Origin of the sequence: Rugosimonospora acidiphila (assembly GCF_039543385.1) — a bacterium.
Lineage (GTDB): Bacteria > Actinomycetota > Actinomycetes > Mycobacteriales > Micromonosporaceae > Rugosimonospora > Rugosimonospora acidiphila.
On sequence record NZ_BAABJQ010000010.1, the window covers coordinates 47,043 to 69,244 of the forward strand.

The 22,202-nt window shown below is 70.2% G+C and carries 15 protein-coding genes; 9 read left to right on the forward strand and 6 right to left on the reverse strand.

Annotation, left to right across the window (positions count from 1 at the left end; all coding sequences use genetic code 11):
- Positions 1-111: 111 nt before the first annotated feature.
- Entirely contained in the window at positions 112-2,175 is a 2,064-nt protein-coding gene (locus ABEA87_RS18415; protein ID WP_425570909.1) for a DNA gyrase/topoisomerase IV subunit B, read from the forward strand.
- A 58-nt stretch (positions 2,176-2,233) separates the two neighbouring features.
- Positions 2,234-4,762 carry a DNA gyrase/topoisomerase IV subunit A gene (locus tag ABEA87_RS18420; protein ID WP_345631113.1) on the forward strand — a complete coding sequence of 843 codons (2,529 nt, stop codon included), beginning with the start codon at positions 2,234-2,236 and terminating at the stop codon, positions 4,760-4,762.
- An 89-nt stretch (positions 4,763-4,851) separates the two neighbouring features.
- Here the strand turns inward: ABEA87_RS18420 and ABEA87_RS18425 are convergent, their stop codons facing one another.
- Positions 4,852-6,189 carry a pectate lyase gene (locus tag ABEA87_RS18425; protein WP_345631424.1) on the reverse strand — a complete coding sequence of 446 codons (1,338 nt, stop codon included), beginning with the start codon at positions 6,187-6,189 and terminating at the stop codon, positions 4,852-4,854.
- A gap of 375 nt (positions 6,190-6,564) precedes the next feature.
- Here ABEA87_RS18425 and ABEA87_RS18430 point away from each other — a divergent pair, with 375 nt between their 5' ends.
- On the forward strand, positions 6,565-8,169 hold the full coding sequence (locus ABEA87_RS18430; RefSeq protein ID WP_345631115.1) for a sensor histidine kinase: 1,605 nt from the start codon (positions 6,565-6,567) through the stop codon (positions 8,167-8,169).
- 115 nt (positions 8,170-8,284) lie between these two features.
- On the opposite strand, the gene ABEA87_RS18435 is transcribed toward ABEA87_RS18430, so the two are convergent.
- Both ABEA87_RS18435 and ABEA87_RS18440 read right to left on the reverse strand, forming a co-directional pair.
- Complete coding sequence (locus ABEA87_RS18435; RefSeq protein WP_345631425.1) at positions 8,285-9,502, reverse strand: M48 family metallopeptidase; 1,218 nt, start codon at positions 9,500-9,502, stop codon at positions 8,285-8,287.
- Between the two features lie 144 nt (positions 9,503-9,646).
- A complete protein-coding gene (locus ABEA87_RS18440) occupies positions 9,647-10,021 on the reverse strand; it encodes a VOC family protein (RefSeq protein ID WP_345631117.1) in 375 nt (124 codons plus the stop codon).
- A 202-nt stretch (positions 10,022-10,223) separates the two neighbouring features.
- On the opposite strand from ABEA87_RS18440, the gene ABEA87_RS18445 reads away from it, so the two are divergent.
- Both ABEA87_RS18445 and ABEA87_RS18450 read left to right on the forward strand, forming a co-directional pair.
- Entirely contained in the window at positions 10,224-12,320 is a 2,097-nt protein-coding gene (locus tag ABEA87_RS18445) for a glycoside hydrolase family 65 protein (protein WP_345631119.1), read from the forward strand.
- Between the two features lie 171 nt (positions 12,321-12,491).
- Complete coding sequence (locus tag ABEA87_RS18450) at positions 12,492-13,442, forward strand: D-2-hydroxyacid dehydrogenase family protein (protein ID WP_345631121.1); 951 nt, start codon at positions 12,492-12,494, stop codon at positions 13,440-13,442.
- 28 nt (positions 13,443-13,470) lie between these two features.
- Here the strand turns inward: ABEA87_RS18450 and ABEA87_RS18455 are convergent, their stop codons facing one another.
- The 3 genes from ABEA87_RS18455 to ABEA87_RS18465 form a co-directional block, all read right to left on the reverse strand.
- Positions 13,471-14,847, reverse strand: coding sequence for a M14 family zinc carboxypeptidase (locus ABEA87_RS18455; RefSeq protein ID WP_345631123.1), 1,377 nt, complete (start codon positions 14,845-14,847; stop codon positions 13,471-13,473).
- A gap of 358 nt (positions 14,848-15,205) precedes the next feature.
- The gene (locus ABEA87_RS18460; RefSeq protein ID WP_345631125.1) at positions 15,206-16,240 is read right to left on the reverse strand and encodes an ABC transporter ATP-binding protein; all 1,035 of its coding nucleotides are present in this window, start codon (positions 16,238-16,240) and stop codon (positions 15,206-15,208) included.
- Positions 16,221-17,222 (reverse strand): ABC transporter ATP-binding protein, encoded by a 1,002-nt coding sequence (locus ABEA87_RS18465; RefSeq protein WP_345631126.1) that lies wholly within the window; start codon positions 17,220-17,222, stop codon positions 16,221-16,223. Before ABEA87_RS18465 ends, ABEA87_RS18460 begins: the two co-directional genes overlap by 20 nt.
- Before the next feature lie 298 nt (positions 17,223-17,520).
- On the opposite strand from ABEA87_RS18465, the gene ABEA87_RS18470 reads away from it, so the two are divergent.
- From ABEA87_RS18470 to ABEA87_RS18485, 4 genes are read left to right on the forward strand one after another with little or no spacing between them, the layout of a single operon-like run.
- The gene (locus ABEA87_RS18470; protein ID WP_345631128.1) at positions 17,521-18,729 is read left to right on the forward strand and encodes a dipeptidase; all 1,209 of its coding nucleotides are present in this window, start codon (positions 17,521-17,523) and stop codon (positions 18,727-18,729) included.
- Complete coding sequence (locus tag ABEA87_RS18475; RefSeq protein ID WP_345631129.1) at positions 18,730-20,316, forward strand: ABC transporter substrate-binding protein; 1,587 nt, start codon at positions 18,730-18,732, stop codon at positions 20,314-20,316.
- 4 nt (positions 20,317-20,320) lie between these two features.
- Positions 20,321-21,286: an ABC transporter permease gene (locus ABEA87_RS18480; RefSeq protein WP_345631131.1), complete on the forward strand. Its 966-nt coding sequence runs from the start codon at positions 20,321-20,323 to the stop codon at positions 21,284-21,286.
- Positions 21,287-21,317: 31 nt separating this feature from the next.
- Positions 21,318-22,199 (forward strand): ABC transporter permease, encoded by an 882-nt coding sequence (locus ABEA87_RS18485; RefSeq protein WP_345631132.1) that lies wholly within the window; start codon positions 21,318-21,320, stop codon positions 22,197-22,199.
- Positions 22,200-22,202 lie beyond the last annotated feature (3 nt).

Sequence of the window (22,202 nt, forward strand, 5' to 3'; positions counted from 1 at the left end):
TCCCGCTCGATGTCGGAGCCGCCCTATAGGCTCGTTGCGGTTGTTCCGGGGCGTTGCGGCCCAGGGGGACGCCGCCGCACCATCCACACAAGATCGGGGAGTACCACCAAGGTGACCGCGCAGCCGGAGACCAAGTCCCTGTACGGGGCCGATGACCTTACCCACCTTGAGGGCCTGGACGCGGTCCGCAAGCGACCCGGCATGTACATCGGCTCGACCGACAGCCGTGGCGTGGGTCACCTCGTGAACGAAATCCTGGACAACTCCACGGACGAGGGCGTTGCCGGCTACGCCACGCACATCGAGGTCACGCTGCACGCGGACGGCTCGGTGCAGGTCGACGACGACGGGCGCGGCATCCCCACCGGTATTAACGCCAAATCGGGCATTTCGGGCGTTGAGCTGGTTCTGACCCGGCTGCACGCCGGCGGGAAGTTCGGCGGCTCGGGCTACAAGACCTCCGGCGGCCTGCACGGGGTGGGTGCCTCCGCGGTCAACGCGCTGTCCAGCCGCTTCGAGGTGACCGTCCGGCAATCCGGCAAGGTGCACCAGATGTCGTTCCAGCACGGCGTGCCGGGGGTGTTCGGGGGCACCGGGCGCACGGCGAAGTTCACCCCGGAGACCGGCCTGCGGGTGGTCGGGCGGATGAAGCGCGGCGAGTCGAGCGGCACCTCGATCCGGTACTGGTACGACCCGCGCTACTTCGAGACCGGCGCGGTGCTGGACGTCGAGGCCGTGCGGACCAAGCTGCGTAACACCGCGTTCCTCGTGCCAGGGGTCGGCTACGTGCTGCGCGACGAGACCCAGGACCCGGCCACGGAGGAGAAGTTCCACTTCCCGGACGGCCTCACCGACATGGTGGAGTTCATGTCGCCCTCCGGCGATCGGGCCGTCTCCGGCACCCTGCTGGTCACCGGCGAGGGCACGTACAAGGAGAACGCCGCCGACGAGAACGGCGTCATGCGCGCCAACGTCGAGCGTCGCGCCGAGGTGGAGGTGGCCTTCCGCTGGGGCACCGGCTATGAGCGCACCGTCGAGTGTTTCACCAACACCATCCGTAACGTGCACGGCGGCACCCACCGTAAGGGGTTCGAGCGGGCGCTCGTCCGGTCCCTGACCGACGCCATCCGCAACACCCGCGGCCTGCTGCGCGCCAAGGAGGAGCCGCCCGTCCTCGACGACATCCTCGAGGGCATGACCGCGGTCATCCACGTGCGGATCCCGGAGCCGCAGTTCACCTCGCAGACCAAGGACGAGCTGTCCACCGCCGGCATCACCAAGGTGATGCAGTCGATAGTGGAGCAGCACCTCCGGGCCTGGGTGGAGAACCGTAAGACCAAGGCCGAGGCCAACACGGTGCTGCAGAAGATCGTGGACGCGGCCCGGGTGCGGCTGACCCAGAAGCAGCAGAAGGACGCCGCCCGGCGCAAGACCGCCCTGGAGGGCGCGTCGATGCCGCCGAAGCTGGTCGACTGCCGGTCCACCGGGGTGGCGCGCAGCGAGCTGTTCATCGTCGAGGGTGACAGCGCACTGGGCACGGCGCGGCTGGCGCGATCCTCGGAGTACCAGGCGCTGCTGCCCATCCGGGGCAAGATCCTCAACGTGCAGAAGGCCAGCCTGCAGCAGGTCCTGGACAATGCCGAGTGCTCGGCCATCGTGCAGGTGCTGGGGGCCGGTTCGGGCCGCACCTTCGACCCGGCGGCGCTGCGCTACGGCCGGGTGCTGATCATGGCCGACGCCGACGTCGACGGCTCGCACATCCGGACCCTGTTGATCACGCTGTTCGCGAAGTACATGCGCCCGCTGATCGAGGAAGGCCGGCTGTACGCGGCGGTCCCGCCGCTGCACAAGATCGTCACCAAGGGCCGCAACCCGGAGACCATCTACACCTACACGCAGGCGGAGATGGAGAGCCAGGTGGCCCGGCTGGAGAAGGCGGGCAGGCAGGTGGTCAGCCCGATTCCCCGGTTCAAGGGCCTCGGCGAGATGGACGCGGACGAGCTGTGGGAGACCACCATGAACCCGGCCACCCGGGCCGTGCGGCGGATCACCCTCGGCGACGCCGACGCCGCGCAGGCGGTGCTCGACCTGCTGATGGGCGAGAAGGTGGAGCCCCGCAAGAACTGGCTCATCGACTCGGCCAGCCGCGTCGACCGCGAGACCATCGATGCCTGACCGCGCGAGGACACCGGCCCGGTACGCAACGCCCGTTCGTCAAGGAGAGCACTGAGCAATGGCACGCAGCAGGGGCGCACAGCACAAGGCCGACCTGTCCGCCTTCGACCAGGCGGGGGCGCGTGTCCTCGACAACCCGTTGGTCACCGAGGTCGAGGACTCCTACCTGGAGTACGCGTTCTCGGTCATCCACTCGCGGGCGCTGCCGGACGCCAGGGACGGTCTCAAGCCGGTGCACCGGCGGATCCTGTACTCGATGAGCGAGCAGGGCCACCGCCCGGACCGCCCGCACGTCAAGTCCGCCCGCGTCGTCGGTGACGTCATGGGTAAGTACCACCCGCACGGCGACAGCGCCATCTACGACGCCATGGTCCGGTTGGCGCAGGACTTCTCGTTGAACGCGCCGCTGATCGACGGGCACGGCAACTTCGGCTCCCCGGACGACGGCCCGGCCGCCTCCCGGTACACCGAGGCGCGGATGTCGCGCGAGGCGATGCTGCTGGTCGGCGAGCTGGGCGAGGGTACGGTCGACTTCCGGCCCAACTACGACGGTTCGCTGCCGGAGCCCAGCGTGCTGCCGGCCGCCTTCCCCAACCTGCTGGTCAACGGCACCTCCGGGATCGCCGTGGGGATGGCGACCAACATGATCCCGCACAACCTCGGCGAGGTGGTCGCGGCGGCGCGCTGGCTGATCCGGCACCCGACCGCCACCCTGGACAAGCTGATGGAGTTCGTGCCCGGCCCCGACCTGCCCACCGGCGGCCTGCTGCTGGGCCTGGACGAGGTCCGCAAGGCGTACGAGACCGGCCGGGGCGTGGTGCGGATGCGCGCCCGGGTCGAGATCGGCCCGTTGGAGGGCAGCCGGAACCGGCAGGCCATCACGGTGACGGAGCTGCCGTACGGGGTCGGCGCCGAGAAGGTCATCGAGGCGGTCTCCGAGGAGGTACGCGGCAAGGCGATCACCTCCGGTCCGCGCAAGGGCCAGCGCCAGCCCGCGCGGCTGCAGGGCATCGCCGACATCAAGGACCTGACCGACCGGGAGAACGGCACCCGCCTGGTCATCGAGTGCAAGGTCGGGGTGAACCCGCAGGCGCTGCTCGCCGACCTGTACCGGATGACGCCGCTGGAGCAGTCGTTCGGCGTCAACAACCTCGTGCTGGTCGACGGGCAGCCGCAGACGCTGGGCCTCAAGGCGCTGCTGGAGGTGTTCCTGGCGCACCGGTACGACGTGGTGACCCGGCGCAGCTCCCACCGGCGCCAGAAGCGCCAGGAGCGGCTGCACCTGGTCGACGGCCTGCTCGTCGCGCTGCTCAACATCGACAAGGTGGTGCGGCTGATCCGGGAGAGCGAGACCGCGCAGGCCGCCAAGGACGGCCTCATGACGCGGTTCAAGCTCACCGACGTGCAGGCCGCGTACATCCTGGACACGCCGCTGCGGCGGCTGACCAAGTACGACCGGCTGGAGCTGGAGAGCGAGCAGAACCGGTTGCGCGAGGAGATCGCGGAGCTGTCGCGGATCCTGGACGACGAGAACGTGCTCAAGAAGGTCGTCTCCGACGAACTGGCGGCGGTGGTCAAGGAGTTCGCGACCGAACGGCGCACCACGCTCATCGACGGCGACCTCAAGGAGGTCCTCGCCGCGTCGGCGCCGGCCGGCCCGCTGGAGGTCGAGGACGACCCGTGCCAGGTCATCCTGTCCGCCACCGGTCTGGTCGCCCGCACCGCCGCGGAGTCCGAGGAGGCCCGGGAGGGCCGGCGGCGCAGCGGCCGGATCAAGCACGACGCCGTCCGCGCGATGGTCCACGCCACCGCCCGCGGTCAGGTGCTGCTCGTGACGAATACCGGCCGGGCGTTCAAGACCGACGTGCTGCCGCTGCCGGTGCTGCCGGAGCAGCCGGGCACCGTGTCGGTGCGCGGCGGCATGTCCGCCTCCGAGCTGGTACCGCTGGAGCCGGGGGAGAAGGTGATCGGCCTGGCGCCGCTCGGCGAGCAGGCCGCCGGGTCGCCGGGCCTGGCCGTGGGCACCCGCCAGGGCGTGGTGAAGGTGTGCGCGCCGGACTGGCCGGTCCGCTCCGACGAGTTCGAGGTCATCGGCCTGAAGAACGGCGACGAGGTGATCGGCGCCAGTTGGCTCGAGGACGGCAGCGAGACGCTCGCGTTCATGTCCTCGGAGGCGTCGCTGCTGAGGTTCCCCGCATCGCTGGTCCGCCCGCAGGGGCTCAAGGGTGGCGGCATGGCCGGCATCCACCTCGGCGCGGGCGCGCAGGCGCTGTTCTTCGGCGCGCTGCGCACCGACGACGGGCAGCACGGCGAGCCGGTGGTGGTCACCTCGACCGGCGCGTCCGTGAAGGTCACCCCGTTCGCGGGGTACCCGGCGAAGGGCCGCGCCACGGGTGGCGTGCGGGCACACCGTTTCCTGCGCGGAGAGACCGCGCTGGTCCTCGCGTGGATCGGGCCGCGCCCGGCCGGGGCGACCAGCACCGGTGACCCGGTCGAGCTGCCCGCCGAGGACGCCCGGCGCGACGGCTCCGGCACGCCGCTGGCCGGTCGGCTCGACGTCGTCGGCCACCTGATCGAGCGCGGCTGACCCGCGCCCGCCCGACGTGCGGCGTCCCCGGCCGGTGGTTCTCGGCCGGGGACGCCGTCTGTCGTGGGCGGGTTACTGGCGTGGGCGCGTCACTTGTAGGTGATGTCGGACGTCGAGAAGTTGCAGTGTCCGTCACCCATGCCGTCGCCGTTGTACGGCGGCTCGCTGCCCTTGGCCACACCGGTGTACTCGGCGCAGATGTGGGTGTTCGAGCCGTTGATGAGCGTGATGCGGGTCAGCGTCGCCGTGTCGCCCCAGTTGGTGTTGATGCCGACCACGTACTTGGCGCTGTCCAGGATGACGTTGTCGACCGTCACGTGGCGCTCGTACGACTTGGTGCAGTTGCCGCAACCCCGGTACAGCTTGCCGATCGACTTGGCGTAGAAGCCGGAGATGTGCACCGTACCCGAGCCGTTGTGCTGGAACACCTTGTCGTCGGCGTTCATCGCGCCGCCGCCGATGACGTAGGAGTCGCCGTTGGTGGCCAGGAAGGTCGCCGCGTCCTCGCCGACGTCCTCCCACCACACGTTCTGGATGGTGCAGCGGCCCTCGCAGTGCACGCCGTCACCGGCCGGGGAGCCGATGATGACGTTCTTGATGGTGGCGCCGTCGGCCAGGTCGAACATCGGGTCCTGGCTCTCGCTCTGGCTGCCGTCGCCCATGCAGCAGTAGCGCTTGAGGCCGCCGTCGAAGGTGCCGGTCACGCTGACGGTGCCGCTCACCGAGGCGTCACCGGTCTTGGTGGGCCAGGTGGTGCTCGGCGGGTTGCCGGTGGGCGGCGGGCTGGTGGGCGGCGCCGTCGTCCGGGTGGGCGTCGGGGTCGGTGAGGTGGGCGGCGGCGTGGTTGCCGACGAGTCCACCGTCACGTCGTCGAAGTTGGCCGTGGAGAAGGCCGTCTGCAGGCCAATCCGGCCGGTGCTGCTCACCGAGCTGCTGCCGGAGCCGATGCTGGCGCCGTTGACCGAACCGCTGATCGATGTGCCGTTGACGGTCAGCGCCAGCGTGTACCAGGTGCCGGTGGCGACGGTCTGCGACTTGCTGGCCAGCACGGTCACGGCCCCGCTGTTGACCGCCTGCAGCTGCACCAGGTTGCCCGGCATGAGCGCCAGGCGGTAGAAGCTGGTGGAGCTCTTGGCCCGGGCCAGCAGGCCGGCGAAGCCGCCGGAGCCCAGGCTCAGCGGCTTGACTCTCGCCTGCACCGTGTAGGTGGTCCAGCCGGTGTCTCCGGCGAACAGGCGCGCGTTGTCGGTGGTGCCCTTGGACTGCTGGACGGCCTTGCTGCCGTCCGTGACGACGGTCCAGGTGCCGCCGGACTTCGACCAGGCGTTGGTGGTGCCGTCCTCGAAGTTGGCGGTGAAGACTGTGGCGGCGAGCGCCATCTGTGTTATGCCGACCATGCCGATGGCCAGCGCGGCGGCGCCGCCCACGGCCAGCAACCTCCACGATCTCCTTCGAGATCGGGTCTGCGATCCCATTCTGGCAACCTCCGGAACTTGCGCAGGCGCGCTGGTGCACGCGCAGGGGGACGAAATAGCGCCGGCAGGCGGAGCAGCGTGCCGGTCGCTCAAGGTGGAAAGCGTTTTTCCCAACCCGGACTCACATAGGAAAGCGCATTCCTTGACCCACAAACTCGCATGCACATCAGTGTCAGTCAATAGAATGCGTGTGCAGGTTCGTTGCAACGCGCCCGGCGGGCGGCGGGCGCCGCCTCCACGACGCATTCCCAGCTACATTTCAGGTGGTACCTTGGTCGATCCCAGGAACGGCCGTCATCCTGGCGCCCACTGGGGCGGGTGCGATTCATGGGGGGTGCGGTGGACCGGTTGTCGTTGCGGGTCCGACTCGTCGTCGCGGTTCTCGTGCTGGTCGGCTGCGCGCTGGCCATCGTCGGCGTGGTCACCGTGACCGCGCTGCGCCACTACCTCACCGGTCCCGTCGACGCGCAGCTGCGGGTGGGGGCGAACTACCTCCAGCAGCAGCTGACGGCCAGGGTGGACAGGGTGCTGCCGCCCCCGCCTCCTCCCGGGCAGATGGACGTACCCAGCCCGTACGTGCTGGAGTCGTTCACTCCGGACGGCACCCTGATCGACTACCTCCCGAAGCCGCTGCCCACCGCACATCCCCTGCTGACCCCCGGCGACCTGCGCCACGACGAGCCGTTCACCACGCCGTCCACGAACGGCAACGGCCCGCGGTGGCGGGTGCTGGTCGTGAACGGCCCGGATGGAGAGCAGGTCACCATCGCGAGCGCCCTGTCCGACGTCGACCGGGTGGCCGACCAATTGGCCCTGATCATCGTCCTGGTCGAGGTGGCCACGCTGGTGGCCGTCACGGTACTGGGGGTCTGGCTGGTGCGGGTCAGCCTCCGGCCACTGGAGGAGATCGAGCGCGCCACAGCGATGATCTCCGCCGGTGACCTGTCCCGGCGGGCGCCGCAGCGGGATCCGCGCACCGAGGTGGGCCGGCTCGGCCAGTCGTTCAACGGCATGATCGAGCGCATCGAGCGGGCATTCGCGGCCCAGGTGGAGTCCGAGTCGGCGGCACACGCGTCGGAGGCCCGCGCCCGGCGCTCGGAGGACAAGATGCGGGAGTTCGTCGCGGACGCCTCGCACGAGCTGCGTACCCCGTTGACCACCATCCGCGGCTTCGCCGAGCTGTACCGCCAGGCCACCGCGGCGAGCGAGGCGGCCGGCGCGCCCGGCGAGGTCGGTCCCGGCGAGGGCGGCCCCGGCGAGGTCGGCCCCGGCGAGATCGAACCCCGGCGGATCGACGACGCGAAGCGGGCGGCCGACGCGCAGCGCGCGGCCGAGCTGGTGCGGCGCATCGAGGACGAGGCGGCGCGGATGGGCCTGCTGGTGGAGGACCTGCTGCTGCTGGCCCGGCTGGACGAGCAGCGCCCGCTGGCCGTCGAGCCGGTGGACCTGGGCGTGCTGGTCTATGACGCGCTGGAGTCGGCCAGGGCCACCGGGCCGGGGCGGACGATCGGCATGGAACTGGGGGCCGGCGGTCCGCTCGTGGTCTCCGGCGACGAGCCGCGGCTGCGTCAGGTGCTGACCAATCTGCTGGGCAACGCGCTCAAGCACACCGGCCCGGAGGCGAGCGTGACGGTGCGGACGTCGCGGCGGCCGGGGCAGGCGGTGATCGAGGTGGCCGACACCGGCCCCGGGCTGACCCCGGAGCAGGCCCAGCGGGTGTTCGAGCGCTTCTACCGCGCCGACCGGTCGCGCAACCGGCACGACGGGCCGCCCGGCACCGGGCTCGGGCTGGCGATCGTCGCCGCCATCGTGGCCGCGCACGGGGGCACCGTCGAGGTGGACAGCACCCCCGGCGAGGGCACGACCTTCCGGGTCCTGCTGCCGCTGGCCGCGCCCGAGCAGCCGAGCGCGCCCGACGCGCCGGCCGCCTGACCGTCCCGGACGGGCGGCGCTGGCCAGTCGGGACGGCGCCGTATCCCGGCAAATCGCCGTACAAGTGGCGCCTACGTGCATCCCGTGCGCTGCGCGTCGTACCGGAAGCAGCGGGTCAATCGGCGGCAAGCTGCCGGCGGGCCGCCCGGTACAGCTCGGCCAACTCCGCGTCGATGCGCGCCGAATCGCCGGCACTGAGCGTCACGGCCGCCGTCCGGGGCGGCCTGGACTCGATCATCCGAGCCCGTAGCCCGGTGGGCGGATGAGTGGCGGACATCGACACCTCGTTCCGGATCGACAGCTGCCGCATACCGGGCAGGCGCCGGGACGCGCCGGCGCGGCATGCGTCGGCGGAGCGCAGCCAGCCGGCGACCGGATCGCCGCGCCGGGCGTACCGTCTCACCAGCGGGTACAGCACATCGCGCAGCACCAGGGTGTCGGCCAGCCCGGTGGCGCCTTCGCTGCCCGCGGCGCCGGTCGCCAGTTCGTCGGCGAGGTACTCGGCGCGCTGCGCGTCGCGTAGGCACGCCCGCACCAGCACGAGGTAGCCGGCGAGAACTGGCTGGCGCAGCACGCCCAGCCCGGTGCGCACCACCGCCCGCGCGGTCCGGCCGGCCGCGGCACGGCCGCCGGCCGAGGTCAGGGCCCACCGGGGGCGCAGCAGGTCGGCCAGGGCGCCCAGGGTGGTCAGCGGGATGTGGGTGAGCCGACCGCGGCGGGCGTCCCCGTTGATGAAATGCCCGAGTTCGTGCCCGAGCAGGGCCACCCGCTGCTGCGGCGGCAGGATCGCCCACATCGCCAGGCCGAGGGTCAGCGACCGGCGCCGGCGCGCCCCGGCCGCGCCGGCCGCGGCGTTGAACCACGGGTCGACCCGTACCACGTGCGGGGCCGGCGCCCCGATCGCGGCGGCGACCTCGTCGATCAGCCGGAACAGGGTGGGCGCGCGATCGCGCGCGATCCGGTCGGACCGGTCGTCCGGCCGGCCCAGCTTCGGCCACAGCGCCAGGCCGAGCAGGAGCAGGAGCGCACCCGGGCCGATCCGCCAGCCGGGGAAGCGGTTGCCGATCAGGTAGGCGCCGGCCGCGAGCAGGCCCACCACCGCGACGAACAGCAGCACGGCGGCGCCGAGCAGGACCAGCCGGGCGCCTCCCCACGCCCTCCGGCGCACCGGGCGCCCGGCCAGCGCGGCGTACTGGGCGGCGGTCAACCGGTACGCGGTGCGGAACAGCGACCGGTCCAGCCGGCGCCAGCCCACCTCGGGCGCGCGCCGCTCGGGCTCGTACCGGTCGAGGCCCCACTCGCATTCGGGGCACCAGGGCGCAGCGGCGCGCACCCGGAACAACGCGCGACCGCACCGGGGACAGCGGGCCGATCCCTCGCCCGTCGGGCTCACCGCGAGGAATCGTCCCGCACCGCCGGCCCGCTCACCCGGGCACCGGCGGCTCGCATCCGTTGTGTATCCACTGTAGACAGTCGGTCACAACAGATTCTGGCGCAGCTCGATGAGGTTGCCGGCCGGGTCGCGCAGGCGGGCGATCCGCATGCCCAGCGGCGTGATGTCGACCGGCTCCTGGACCACCTCGACGTTCCACTCGCGCAGCGCGCGCAGCGCGTCGTGCACGTTCGGCGTGGTGAACAGGAGCATGGGGCGGTCGGCGCCGTGGTACTGGCTCGATTGTCCCTGCGGAGTGACCAGTTCGACGTTGATTCCCGAGCCGTCGATGAGGCGCGCGAACTCCTCGCCCTCCCGGCCCGACTGCGCCGACAGCCCGATCGCGTCGCGGTAGAACCGGAACGAGTCGTCAGATTCGTTGATCAGCAGTCGCATGCCCTGCAGCTTGAGATCGGCCACGCCACTCGCCCGTCCTCGATCCGGGCGTTCGACCCAGGCTCGACCGCCCTGTCCGGAAAGTCCAAAGTTTACCGGTCGCGCCGACCGGGGCGCCGGTCATCGCGCAAACCTGAGGGATGCGGGTGTGGTCACCGGATCGGGGCGTTTGGCCACCCACGGCCCGGGTAGCCCCGGTGTTCCAAAGCGGATGGGGGGATGCTCTGTGGCCGGGCCGATCAGTCCACCTCCGGTCCAGCAGTGGCAGTCGGGCAACCTGCCCGCGTACCTGTCAAACGGCCTCATCGGCCTGCGGGTCGGCCACATACCGCTGCTGTACGGCGTCGCCATGCTCAGCGGCTTCGAGGGGCTGGACCCGGCCACGCTGGTGGAATCCTTCTCTCCGGTGCCCTACCCGCTGGGCGGCGACATCCGGATCGGTCGGGTGTCCCTGTCCGACCCGGGCAAGGCGGTGCTGCGCGAGCAGCGCTACGACTTCTCCTGCGGCGAGCTGCACACCCGGGTCGACTTCGAGACCGACGAGGCCAAGGCGGAGATCGAGATTCTCACGCTGTGCAGCCGCACCCAGCCGACCATCATCCTGCAGGAGGTGGCGCTGCACGTCGACCGCGAGTGCGAGCTGACGATGTCGAGCAGCGTGGACGCCCGCGACACGCCGGGGAAGTGGGCGCACGACCAGCCGGGGAGCCTGGATACCCGCCGGGACTGGCCGGAGGGTCCGTTCCGCTGGCACAGCCTCGGCGACCTGAGCGCCTGCGGCATCGCCTTCTCCAGCGAACTGCTGGGCATGGACCGGTTCGAGCGCAACTTCGACTACCACCGGGGCGAACGGCTCAACACCAGCTACACGTTCTACGCCAAGGCCGGGCAGCGGTACCGGCTGCGCTCGACCATCAGCCTGGTGCCGGATTCGCTGCACTCCCAGCCGCACATGCAGGCGGCGCGGCTGGTGGACGAGGCACGCTGGCGCGGCTTCGACAACCTGCGCCACGACAACCGCGTCGCGTGGGAGCGGCTGTGGCGGGGGCGCATCCGGTTGGAGGGCGCGCCGACCCGCTGGCAGGCGATCATCGACGCAGCCTTCTACTACCTGCAGTCCTCGGTGCACGCGTCCTCGCCGAGCGCGACGTCCGTGTTCGGCCTGGCGTACTGGCCCAACTACCACTACTACCGCGGCCACCTGATGTGGGATCTGGAGACGTTCGCGGTGCCGCCGCTGCTGCTCACCCAGCCGGCCGCGGCCCGGGGCATGCTGCGGTACCGGGGCTCCCGGCTGGACGCCGCACAGGAGAACGCGACGCTGACCGGGTACCACGGCGTCCAGTTCCCGTGGGAGAGCAGCCTGCGCCACGGCCACGAGGCCGCGCCGGTCGGCTCCCGGGGCCCGGCCACCGAGCACCACGTCAGCATGGACATCGCCATCGCGTTCGCGCGCTACGTGCACGCCACCGGCGACAAGACGTTCGCCCGCAACGAGGCGTGGCCGGTGCTGGCCGGGGTCGCGGACTGGATCGAGAGCCGGGTGGAGCGCACCGCCCGGGGGTACGAGATCCGGGGCGTGATCGGCATTGCCGAGACCGGCACGACGGTGGACAACAGCGCCTTCATTAACATGGCGGCGGTGCTGGCGCTGCGCGAGACGACGGCCGTCGCCCGCAACCTTCAGCTGCCGTACCGCCGTTGCTGGGAGACGATCGCCGAGGGGTTGGTCATCCCGACCGACCCGGACCGGCGAATGATCGTCAACCACGACGGTTACCACCCGGACGAGGAGCAGGCGGCCACGCCGGAGGCGCCGGCCGGGATGTTCCCCCTTGACTTCGTCACCGACCCGGAGACCGAGCGACGGACGATGGAGTACTACGTCGGGATGGCCGACCGGTACGCCGGGCAGCCCATGCTCTCCGCGATGCTCGGCGTGTTCGGCGCCCGGCTCGGCGACCGGGAAGCCTCGCTGGACCTGTTCGAGAAGGGGTACGGGCAGTTCATCATCGACCCGTACACGATCACCACCGAGTACAGCCCGGCGGCGTTCCCCGACCACCAGCGCGCCGGCCCGTTCACCGCGAACCTCGGTGGCTTCCTCACCAGCTGCCTGTACGGGCTGACCGGCATCCACCTGCAGTCGGGCGATCCGGCCAACTGGTTCCGCCGGAAGGTGGTGCTGCCGGCCGGTTGGGACGCGATCTGCTCCGACAGCGTCTGGGTACGGGGTCAGCCGGTGGGCCTGCACGCCGCCCACGGCGACGAACGGGGCCGGTTCATCGGGAACTCCGCCGAGGCCAGCGACGCGGCCTGGTAGGGCCCGCCCGTCGCGCCGGCCCCGCCGGCCGCCGCACCGATAGTGCAGCGCACCGGTGGTGAGCCGCACCAGTGGTCCGCCACACCGCCGTCCCCGCCCGCCGCGGGCCCCCGGACATGGCATGATCACACAGCGGTGGCCAGGTGGTGGGCCTGAGAGGCGGGCGAAGTCATGACCGTTCGGATCGCGGTGCTGGACGACTACCAGAACGTGGCGCGCGAGTTCGGCGACTGGCGGCGGCTCGGCGACCAGACCGAGGTGACCGTCTTCACCGAGCACATCGCCGACCCCGACGTGCTGGTCGAGCGGCTGTCCGACTTCGAGATCGTGATGGCGATGCGGGAACGCACCGCGTTTCCCGCCACCGTGCTCGACCGGCTGCCCCGGCTGCGCCTGCTGGTCACCACCGGGCGAACCAACGCCGCCATCGACGTGGAGGCGGCCCACCGCCAGGGCGTCACGGTCTGCGGCACCGACAGCGTGGCATCGGGTACCGCCGAGCTGACCTGGGGGCTGATTCTGGCGCTGTTCCGCCAGATTCCTCAGGAGTCGCAGCGGGTGCACTCCGGCGGCTGGCAGGCCACCGTGGGGCGAGACCTGGCCGGCGCCACGCTCGGCGTGATCGGGCTGGGCCGGCTCGGCGGCCAGGTGGCCACCATCGGCCGGGCGTTCGGCATGGAGGTGCTGGCCTGGAGCCAGAATCTGCGGCCGGAGCGGGCCGAGGAGGTGGGCGCCCGCGCGGTGACCAGGGAAGAACTGCTGGCCGGCTCGGACGTGGTGACGGTGCACCTCAAGCTGAGCGACCGCACCCGCGGGCTGATCGGCGAGGCCGAACTGCGCGCGATGCGCCGGGACGCGTACGTGGTCAACACGTCACGCGGGCCGATCATTGACGAGGCGGCCCTGCTCACCGCGCTGCGCGAGGGCTGGATCGCGGGCGCCGGGCTGGACGTTTTCGACATCGAGCCGCTGCCCACCGGCCACCCGCTGCGCACCGCGCCGAACACGGTGCTCACGCCGCACCTCGGCTACGTCACCCGGAAGACCTACCAGACGTTCTTCGCTCACGCGGTCGAGGACATCGAGGCGTTCCTGGCCGGCGAGCCGGTGCGGATCATCTGAGCCCGCACCGGCCCGGTCGGCCCCGGGATCAGGCGTACGGCGCCTTGGCGATCCCGGCGACGTACATCAGGGCGGGCAGGTTCTTGTTGTAGTCCGTCGCGGTGCACGAGTAGGCCGGCGTGAAGCTGCCGCAGCTGTCCACCTCGATGGTGAAGCTGGCGATGCCCAGCTCGCCGTACGCCCAGTCGTCGCTGGTACCCGACGCGTTGTAGAGGATCTGTCCAGGCTGTCCGTACGGATAATGGTTGTAGCTGCTCATCTTCGCCGCGATGGCCCGCAGCTTGGCGTCGTTACCGGTGTGCGTGGTGCTCCAACCCCACGGGAACAGGTTCATCCCGGCGTCCGAGTGCATCGTGATCATCGCGCCGCGGGTGGTCACCGGCGCCGGGGTGCTGTCCCCGGTGCCTCGCTGGTCGGGGAACAGCTCGCGGAACAGCGCCTCGATGGCCGTGGTCTCCGGTTCGCTGTTGGCGCTGGCGCCCGGGTACTGCTGGCCGCACGCGCTGGTGTCGATGCCGGTGGTGTGCCAGTGGGTCGAGGTGTTGCGGTTGAGGTCGACGCCGAGCTGGTTGCTGGCCGTCGGCGGGTTCGAGCAGCCGCTGCCGTGCTCGTTCTTGCGCTGCAGGTACGGGTGGTTGCCGCCCAGCTGGACCTCGGCGACCCCGTCCGGGTTCACCACCGGGATCACCCACACCTCGGTGCTGTTGAGCAGGGCGGCCACCGAGGAGTCGGTGGCGTAGTCGTTGGCGAGGTGGTCGATGAAGCGCCACGAGATGTCGCCGGTGACGATCTCGCGGGCGTGGATCTGGGTCATCAGCAGGAATCGCGGCTTGGCCGAGTTCGGGCTCAGCGCGCAGTCGCCGGCCTGCTTGTGGGTCAGGCAGATGGCCCTGAGGTCGTGGCCGGCGGAGGCGTTGCGGGTCTTGAGGTACGAGTCGCCGTAGTCGACCACGGTGGCCAGGTCGGGGTGGTTGGCCGCGATCAGGTCAAGGTGCGCGTACTGCGCGTTGAGGGTGTGGTACCCGCCGTCGTAGGTCTCGTCGACGACGGCCGCCGGGCTCATGGTGCCGGGCGCGAGCTGGCTGCGTGGGGTCGTCCAGTTGGCCGGTGCCAGCGGCTGGGCGGATTCCGGTGCGAAGCCGTCCGCCCGGAGCTGGGCCGCGGTGCCCGCGTCGCCGAGCACGAACAGGTCCGCCCCGTCGCGCCGTTCGAGCACGTCGAATCCGCTCGCGATCAGGCGCTGGGCGGCGGCGTCGGACGGTGCCGCGACCCGGTAGATGGACAGTCGCTCGGTCTGGCTCGCCTGGGTTGCGGGGTCCGCCGCGGCGGACTGGGTGGCGTACGTGAGCGCGGCGGCGACCGCGAACAGCACACAGCCCACCTTGCGGGTCCGGGGTAGACGCATCGGTGACCTCCCGTCGAGTAGCCGGCCGGGCGGCCTGTCGGCCGCCGGGGGCACGGGGGCATCGGGGTGTCCGGATGCCCCACGGATCGGCGTACTGTACGGGACTTCCGCCCTAGGCATCTAGAGTCATCAATACATTGTGCGCGGGGGCGCGTGTTCGGGCGGGAACGCCAAGGGGCCCCGGCGAGCTAAAGGCTCACCGGGGCCCAGCGTCGCGCGAGTGCGGGAAATGCCGACTGCGCTCAGACGATCAAGACCTGGTCTGTGCTCGCCTCCGCCACAGATCGGCTCTGGCTGCGCTCAGACGATCAAGACCTGGTCTGTGCTCGCCTCCGCCACAGATCGGCTCTGGCTGCGCTCAGACGAGTTCGGCGCGGCGGGCGCCGTCGGCCAGGGCCTCCCCGGCGAAGTGGCAGGCCGCCACCCGCGCCTGGTCGCCCTCGGTCGCCAGCAGCTTCGGCTGCTCCCGAGCGCACAGGTCCTGCGACAGCCGGCAGCGGGTGTGGAACCGGCAGCCGGTGGGCGGGTCGGTCGGGCTCGGCGGGTCGCCGGCCAGCGGGATGCGGTTGGCGATCCGTCCCCGGCTGGTGCGGTCGACCACCGGCGAGGCGGACAGCAGCGCCTGCGTGTACGGGTGCGCTGGCCGGTCGTAGACGGTGTCGGTCTCGCCGACCTCGGCGAGGCGACCCAGGTACATCACCGCCGTGCGGTCCGCGACGTGCCGCACCACCGACAGGTCGTGGGCGATGAACACCATGGCGATGTTCATCCGCTTCTGCAGGTCCCGCAGCAGGTTGACCACCTGGGCCTGCACCGAGACGTCCAGCGCGGACACCGGCTCGTCGCAGACCAGCACCTCGGGTTCGAGGGCGAGCGCGCGGGCGATGCCGATGCGCTGGCGCTGACCGCCGGAGAACTGGTGCGGGTACCGGTTCATCAGCTCGGGCGCGAGCCCGACCAGCTGGAGCAGCTCGGCGACCCGGTCCTTGCGGGCCGCGGAGCTGCCCAGCATCCGGTGCACCACCAGCGGCTCGCCGATCAGCTCGAGCACGTTCATCCGGGGGTCCAGCGACGTGTACGGGTCCTGGAAGACCATTTGCACCCGCCGGCGCAGGGTCCGCAGGTCGCGGCCCCGCGAGTGGGCGATGTCCCGGCCGTGCACCATGATCGCTCCCGAGTCCGGGCGCTCCAGGCCGACCAGCATGCGGGCCAGCGTGGTCTTGCCGCAGCCGGACTCGCCGACGATGCCGAGCGACTCGCCCGCGGCCAGGCTCAGGCTGATGTCGTCTACCGCGCTGACGCGGGTCCGGCCGCCACCGGACCCGCGGCCACCGCGGAAGGTCTTGCGCAGGTTCTGGGCGTCGAGTACCAGATCACCCTGTGACGGCGGCATCGAGCACCTCCTCGGTTCGGTGGCAGGCCGCGGCGCGACCGCCGGCCAGTGTGGTCAGGATGGGGCGTTCGGTCCGGCACTGCGGTACCGCCCAGTCGCACCGGGGATGGAAGGGGCAGCCGGAGGGCTGGTTGGCCGGGCTGGGCGGGCTGCCCGGGATCGCGTAGAGGTCCTGGCCGCGCATTCCGGCCTGGGGCACCGAGCGCAGCAGCGCCCGGGTGTACGGGTGGGCCGGCCGGCCCAGCAGCTCGTCGGCGGTACCCGACTCGACGATCCGGCCGGCGTACATGACCATGATCCGGTCGGCCACCTCGGAGACCACCCCGAGGTCGTGGGTGATCAGCAACACGGCCATGTTGAGTTCGCGGCGCAGCTTGTCGAGCAGTTCGAGGATCTGCGCCTGGACGGTGACGTCCAGGGCCGTGGTGGGTTCGTCCGCGATGATCAGCTCGGGGCGCAGCGCGATGGCCATCGCGATCAGGATGCGCTGGCGCATGCCGCCCGAGAACTGGTGCGGGTAGTCGTTGACCCGCTTGTCCGGTCCGGGGATGCCCACCTGGCCGAGCAGGTCGATCGCCTCGGCGCGGGCCTGCCGCCGGGACGCGCCGCTGTGCGTCCGGAACAGCTCGCCGAGCTGGTCGCCGATGGACAGCACGGGGTTGAGCGCGGACAGCGCGTCCTGGAAGACCAGGCTCATCCGTGCGCCGCGCAGCTTGCGATGCTCGGACTCCGGCAGCCCGAGCAGGTCGGTGTCGCCGAGCCGGATCTGGTCGGCGGTCACCTGCGCGTTGCGGGTCGACAGGCCCATCACCGCGCGAGCGGTGACTGACTTGCCGGAGCCGGACTCGCCGAGCAGCGCGACCAGTTCGCCGCGGGCCACGTCGAGGTTGACGTCGACCACGGCCGGTACGGGACCTTGCCGGGTACCGAAGGTGACCGAGAGGCCACGGACGTTGAGCGCCGGTGGCGGCGAGTGATCCACGACATTTCCTCCATGTTACGCAAAAGGACTTCTGCGCCTAGAGTTCGCGCTTTAACCCCTGGTTACGCCTGTTCCTCGTTCAGATATTGACTTCTGCGCCGGATTATTGCAACCCTTGCATGCAACGCGTCAACGGTGACGCGTCGGCGGCGTCCCGGCACTCCCGGTGACCGGGGCGCCCGACGTGACTTGCCGGCCCCCGGGCCGCCGGTCGCCGGGCGACGACGAAGTCGCCCGCGGCACGGAGTCCGGAGCGCTGGGGCCGCGACGTTGCGGCACGATGAAAGGGGAATGTCCAATGCTCGAACCGGCGAAGCGGTACACGGGCTACACGGCGTACGACTACCTTGAGCGCGGAGTTGACTTCAAGGAGTTCGAGTACGCCCAGCAGATCGGCCGAGTGCCGGCGTACCAGGGGCTGGAACTCTCCGACACCCAGCGCTCCCGGGTCGTGAAGCTCCTGACCGACGAGATCGTGATCTCACTGCACGACCACGTGCAGGTCTTCCCCAAGGACATGGGCCGCCTTCGCGAGCACATCCGTACCGGGCGCGAACCCACCGGGTACCAGGGGCTCGCCCGTTCCGGCATGACCGCGGTGTTTGACAACGGCATGGACGGTACGTGCTGCATCTCCAGCGATGCTGGCTGGAAGTACCAGGATGTCCTGTTCGACCTCGGTGTACGCATGGCCGACCTCGCCCACCAGGACTTCGTGGTCAAGGCCGAGACGGTTGCCGACATCCGGCACGCCCACGAGACCGGCCGGCTGGCCCACGTCTTCGCGCTGGAGGCGGCCACCCCGATCGAGAACGAGGTCGACCGGCTCGACGTGCTGTACGGCTTCGGCGTGCGCCAGATCGGCATCGCCTACTCCGAGGCCAACTACCTCGGCAGCGGCCTGAAGGAGCGCGGCGACGGCGGCCTGACCTACTTCGGTGAGAAGGCCGTCGAGCGGATGAACAAGCTCGGTTTCGCCATCGACATCTCGCACTCCGGCGACCGCACCGCGCTCGACGTCATCAACTACTCGAAGAAGCCGGTCTTCATCACGCACTGCGGCTCCCGCGAGGTATGGCCGACCAACCGGATGAAGCCCGACGCGCTCATCAAGGCGGCCGCTGACCGCGGTGGTGTCCTCGGCCTCGAGGCCGCGCCGCACACCACGCTGTCCGAGGCGCACCCGAACCACTCCATCGAGTCCGTGATGGACCACTTCACGCACCTGGTGGACATCATCGGCATCGACCACATCGCCTTCGGCCCGGACACCCTGTTCGGTGACCACGTTGGCCTGCACGACGCGTTCTCCGGCAACCTGTCCATCTCCCAGGCCCACGGCCACGTCGACCACCCGCGGGTGAAGTACGTGGACGGCCTGGAGAACCCGGCGGAGTGCTTCTACAACATCATCGGATGGCTGGTCAGCCACGACTACTCGGACGACGAGATCCGCAAGGTCGTGGGCGGCAACATCATCCGCGTCCTAGAGGAGGTTTGGGTCTAAATGCGGGCACGCATCCCCTTGACCGTGGTCGCCGCCATCGCGGCGGCGGCCACGGTGGCCGCCTGCAGCCCCGCGCCGCCGTCCAGTTCGGGCGGCGGCGGTGGCAGCAGCAGCGACACGCTGACCATCGCGACAACCACGGACGTGGTCAACTTCAACCCCCTGATCGGTAACAGCCGTACTGACGACTGGATCACCGACCTGATGTACCCGCGGCTGCTGACCATCGACGCCAACGGCAACAAGCAGCCGTACCTGGCGAAGGACTACGGGTACAGCAACCCGACCACCGGGTACTACGACATCCGCGACGACATGAAGTGGAGCGACGGCCAGCCGGTCACCGCCGCCGACGTCGCGTACACGATCAACGCCATCCTCAAGGACAAGCCGGCCGGAAACACCACGTACGGCCAGATGTCCAACGTCAGCGGCGCCACGGCGACCAGCTCGACCCGGGTGGAGCTGCACCTGACCCGTCCGGACTCGACCGTCATTCCCGAGGTCGGGTTCTGGATGAACGTCGTGCCGCAGCACGTCTTCCAGCCGCACGGCAGCGTGGCGACCTTCCCGAACAACAGCGACTGGGTCAGCGCCGGACCGTACAAGTTGGTCAGCGCCGTCAAGGGGCAGAGCTACACCCTCGACCGGGTCACCCCGTACCCGTTCGCGCCGAACAACACCCCGACGCTTCAGAAGATCGTGTACCGGGTCTACCCGGACATCAACAGCGAGATCCTGGCGCTGAAGAACGGCGATGTGGACCTCATCGGCAACTCGCTGCCGCCGGCCCAGGTGAAGTCTCTGCAGACCTCCGCGGGCATCAAGGTGCAGGAGGCGCCGGGCCTCGGCTACGAGCACATGGCCTTCAACATGACCAAGAAGCCGCTGGACAACCTCCAGGTGCGTCAGGCGCTGGCCGACAGCGTGGACTACAACGCCATCCGGTCGGTCGTGCTGCAGGGCCAGGCGGTGACCACGGGCTCGTCGCCGATCCCGCCGGTGCTCAAGGACTGGGTCGATCCTTCGCTGAAGGAGTACACCTACGACCCCACCAAGGCCAAGCAGCTGCTGGCGCAGGCCGGTGTCTCGAACCTGAAGCTCAACCTCATCTACTCGCTGGAGGACCCGGTGTCCTCGCAGGCGGCGACCATCATCAAGGACGATGAGGCCAAGGCCGGGATCACCATCAACCTGGAGGGTCAGGAGCGCAACACGTACCTGGCCAACACCGCGTCGGGTAACTACGACATCTACCTCGGGAACTTCGCCATCATGGACGACCCGACGACGAACATGTCGCTGACCTACCTGCCCGGCGGCGCGATCAACTACTCGCTGGTCAACGACCCGGCGCTGAGCTCGCTCATCAAGCAGGCCCAGTCCACCACCGACCAGTCCACGCAGAAGCAGCTGATCACGCAGGCCGCGACGACCGTCCACAACGACGTCTACGACGACGTGATGTACATGCAGAACCTGTACTTCGCGTACAGCGACAAGTGGACCGGGTTCACGGTCAAGCCCAGCGAGTTGCTCTCGCTGCTCGACCCGCAGTCGTTGGCCAACGTGAAGAAGACCGGCTGAGCAAATGCCTCCGGTCGTCAGATTCGCGGTACGCAGGCTGGGCAGGGCGATCCTGACCCTCTGGTTCGCCAGTACGGTCACGTTCCTTCTGCTCCGCCTGCTACCAGGCAACCCCGCATTGGCGGTCGCCAGTCCGAACATGACGGTGCAGGCGCGCAACATCCTGCTGCACCAGTACGGGCTGGACCAGCCGCTGCTGACCCAGTACGGCAAGTACCTGTGGCAGCTGCTGCACGGCAACCTGGGCGTCTCGTTTACGCAACAGGTCCCGGTCAGCTCCGTGCTGTTGGCGCGGCTGCCCTGGACGCTGCTGTTGACCGGATCCTCGCTGTTGTTGACGATCGCCGTCGGCATCCCCCTGGGGGTGCTGGCGGCGACTCGCCCGCACAAGGTGCTCGACCGGTTCATTCAGGTCTTCGGCGTCGGTGTGCAGTCGTTGTTCGTCCCCACCGTGGGCATCTTCCTGTTGTTCGTGTTCGGGCTGCAGCTGCACTGGCTGCCGATCGGCGGCGCCTACACCCCCGGGGTGTACGGCGCTGCCTGGTACGGCTCGATCATCGCGCACCTGGTGCTGCCCGGCGTGAGCCTGATGCTGGTGCAACTGGGTTCGTACGTGCTGACCCTGCGCGCCACGCTGATCGACTCGCTCGGTGAGGACTACACCGTCCTGGCCAACGCCAAGGGCCTGCCCCGCAGCAAGGTGGTGTGGAAGCACGCACTGCGCAACGCGCTGCTGCCGACCACCACGCTGATCGGTCTGAACCTGGGCTACCTGGTCGGTGGCGCGGTGCTCACCGAGACGGTGTTCGCCTACCCGGGCGTCGGGCGCGGCATCTACGAGGCGGTCACGCAACTCGACTACCCGGTGCTGCAAGGGGCCTTCGTGCTGCTGGCCGCGACCGTGGTGGTGGTGAACATGCTCACCGACCTGGCGTACGGCGTGCTTGACCCACGGGTGCGCACGGTATGAGCGGGCACGGTATGAGGAAGGAGGGAAAGGCATGAGCAGCACCGCTCCGGTGCTCGACTCGGTCAGCACCGAGTCGCCGACCGCGGCACGGGCGACCTGGGGCGCGTTCCGGCGTAACCCGCTGGGCATGGGGTCCCTGGTCGTGCTGGTCCTCATCGTGCTGGTCGCCATCTTCGCGCCGCTGATCGTGGCCTCCCCCTCGGGGTACGGCGGCGCGGTGCTCCAGGCGCCCAGCGGTGCGCATATCTTCGGCACCGACAACCTCGGCCGGGACATCTTCGCCGAGGTGGTCTGGGGCACCCGGATCAGCGTGCTGGTCGCCGCGGCGGCCTCGGCGCTGGCGATCGTCATCGGTGTGCTGGTGGCCATGCTGGGGGCCTACTTCCCCAAGGCGGACAGCATCATCGGCACGATCGTGGACCTGTGCCTGTCGCTGCCGGTGCTGCCGCTGATGATTCTGGTCACCGCGTTGGCCGGTACCAGCGTGCTCACCGAGATCCTGATCATCGCGTTCTTCTCCTGGCCCGAGGTGGCCCGGGTGGTGCGCTCCCAGGCGCTCTCGGCGGTACGGCTGCCGTACATGGACGCGGCCAGGCTCACCGGTGGGTCGTCCACCTGGATCATCCGTAAGCACCTGCTGCCGGCCGTGGCGCCGGTGGTCGTGGTGTCGGTGGCGCTGACCTCGTCCCGGGCCGTGCTCACCGCGGCCAGCCTGGCCTTCCTCGGCCTGGGTGGGGTCACCAACTGGTCGTGGGGCCGGATCCTGTTCGAGGCCGAGCAGTCCGGCGCGATGTCCAGTGCCTGGTGGACCACGCTGTTCCCGTCGCTGGCCATGCTCCTGCTGGTGGTCGCCGCGACGCTCATCTCCATCACCTACAACGACGCCCGCAATCCCCGTACCCGGGAGGACTAGCCC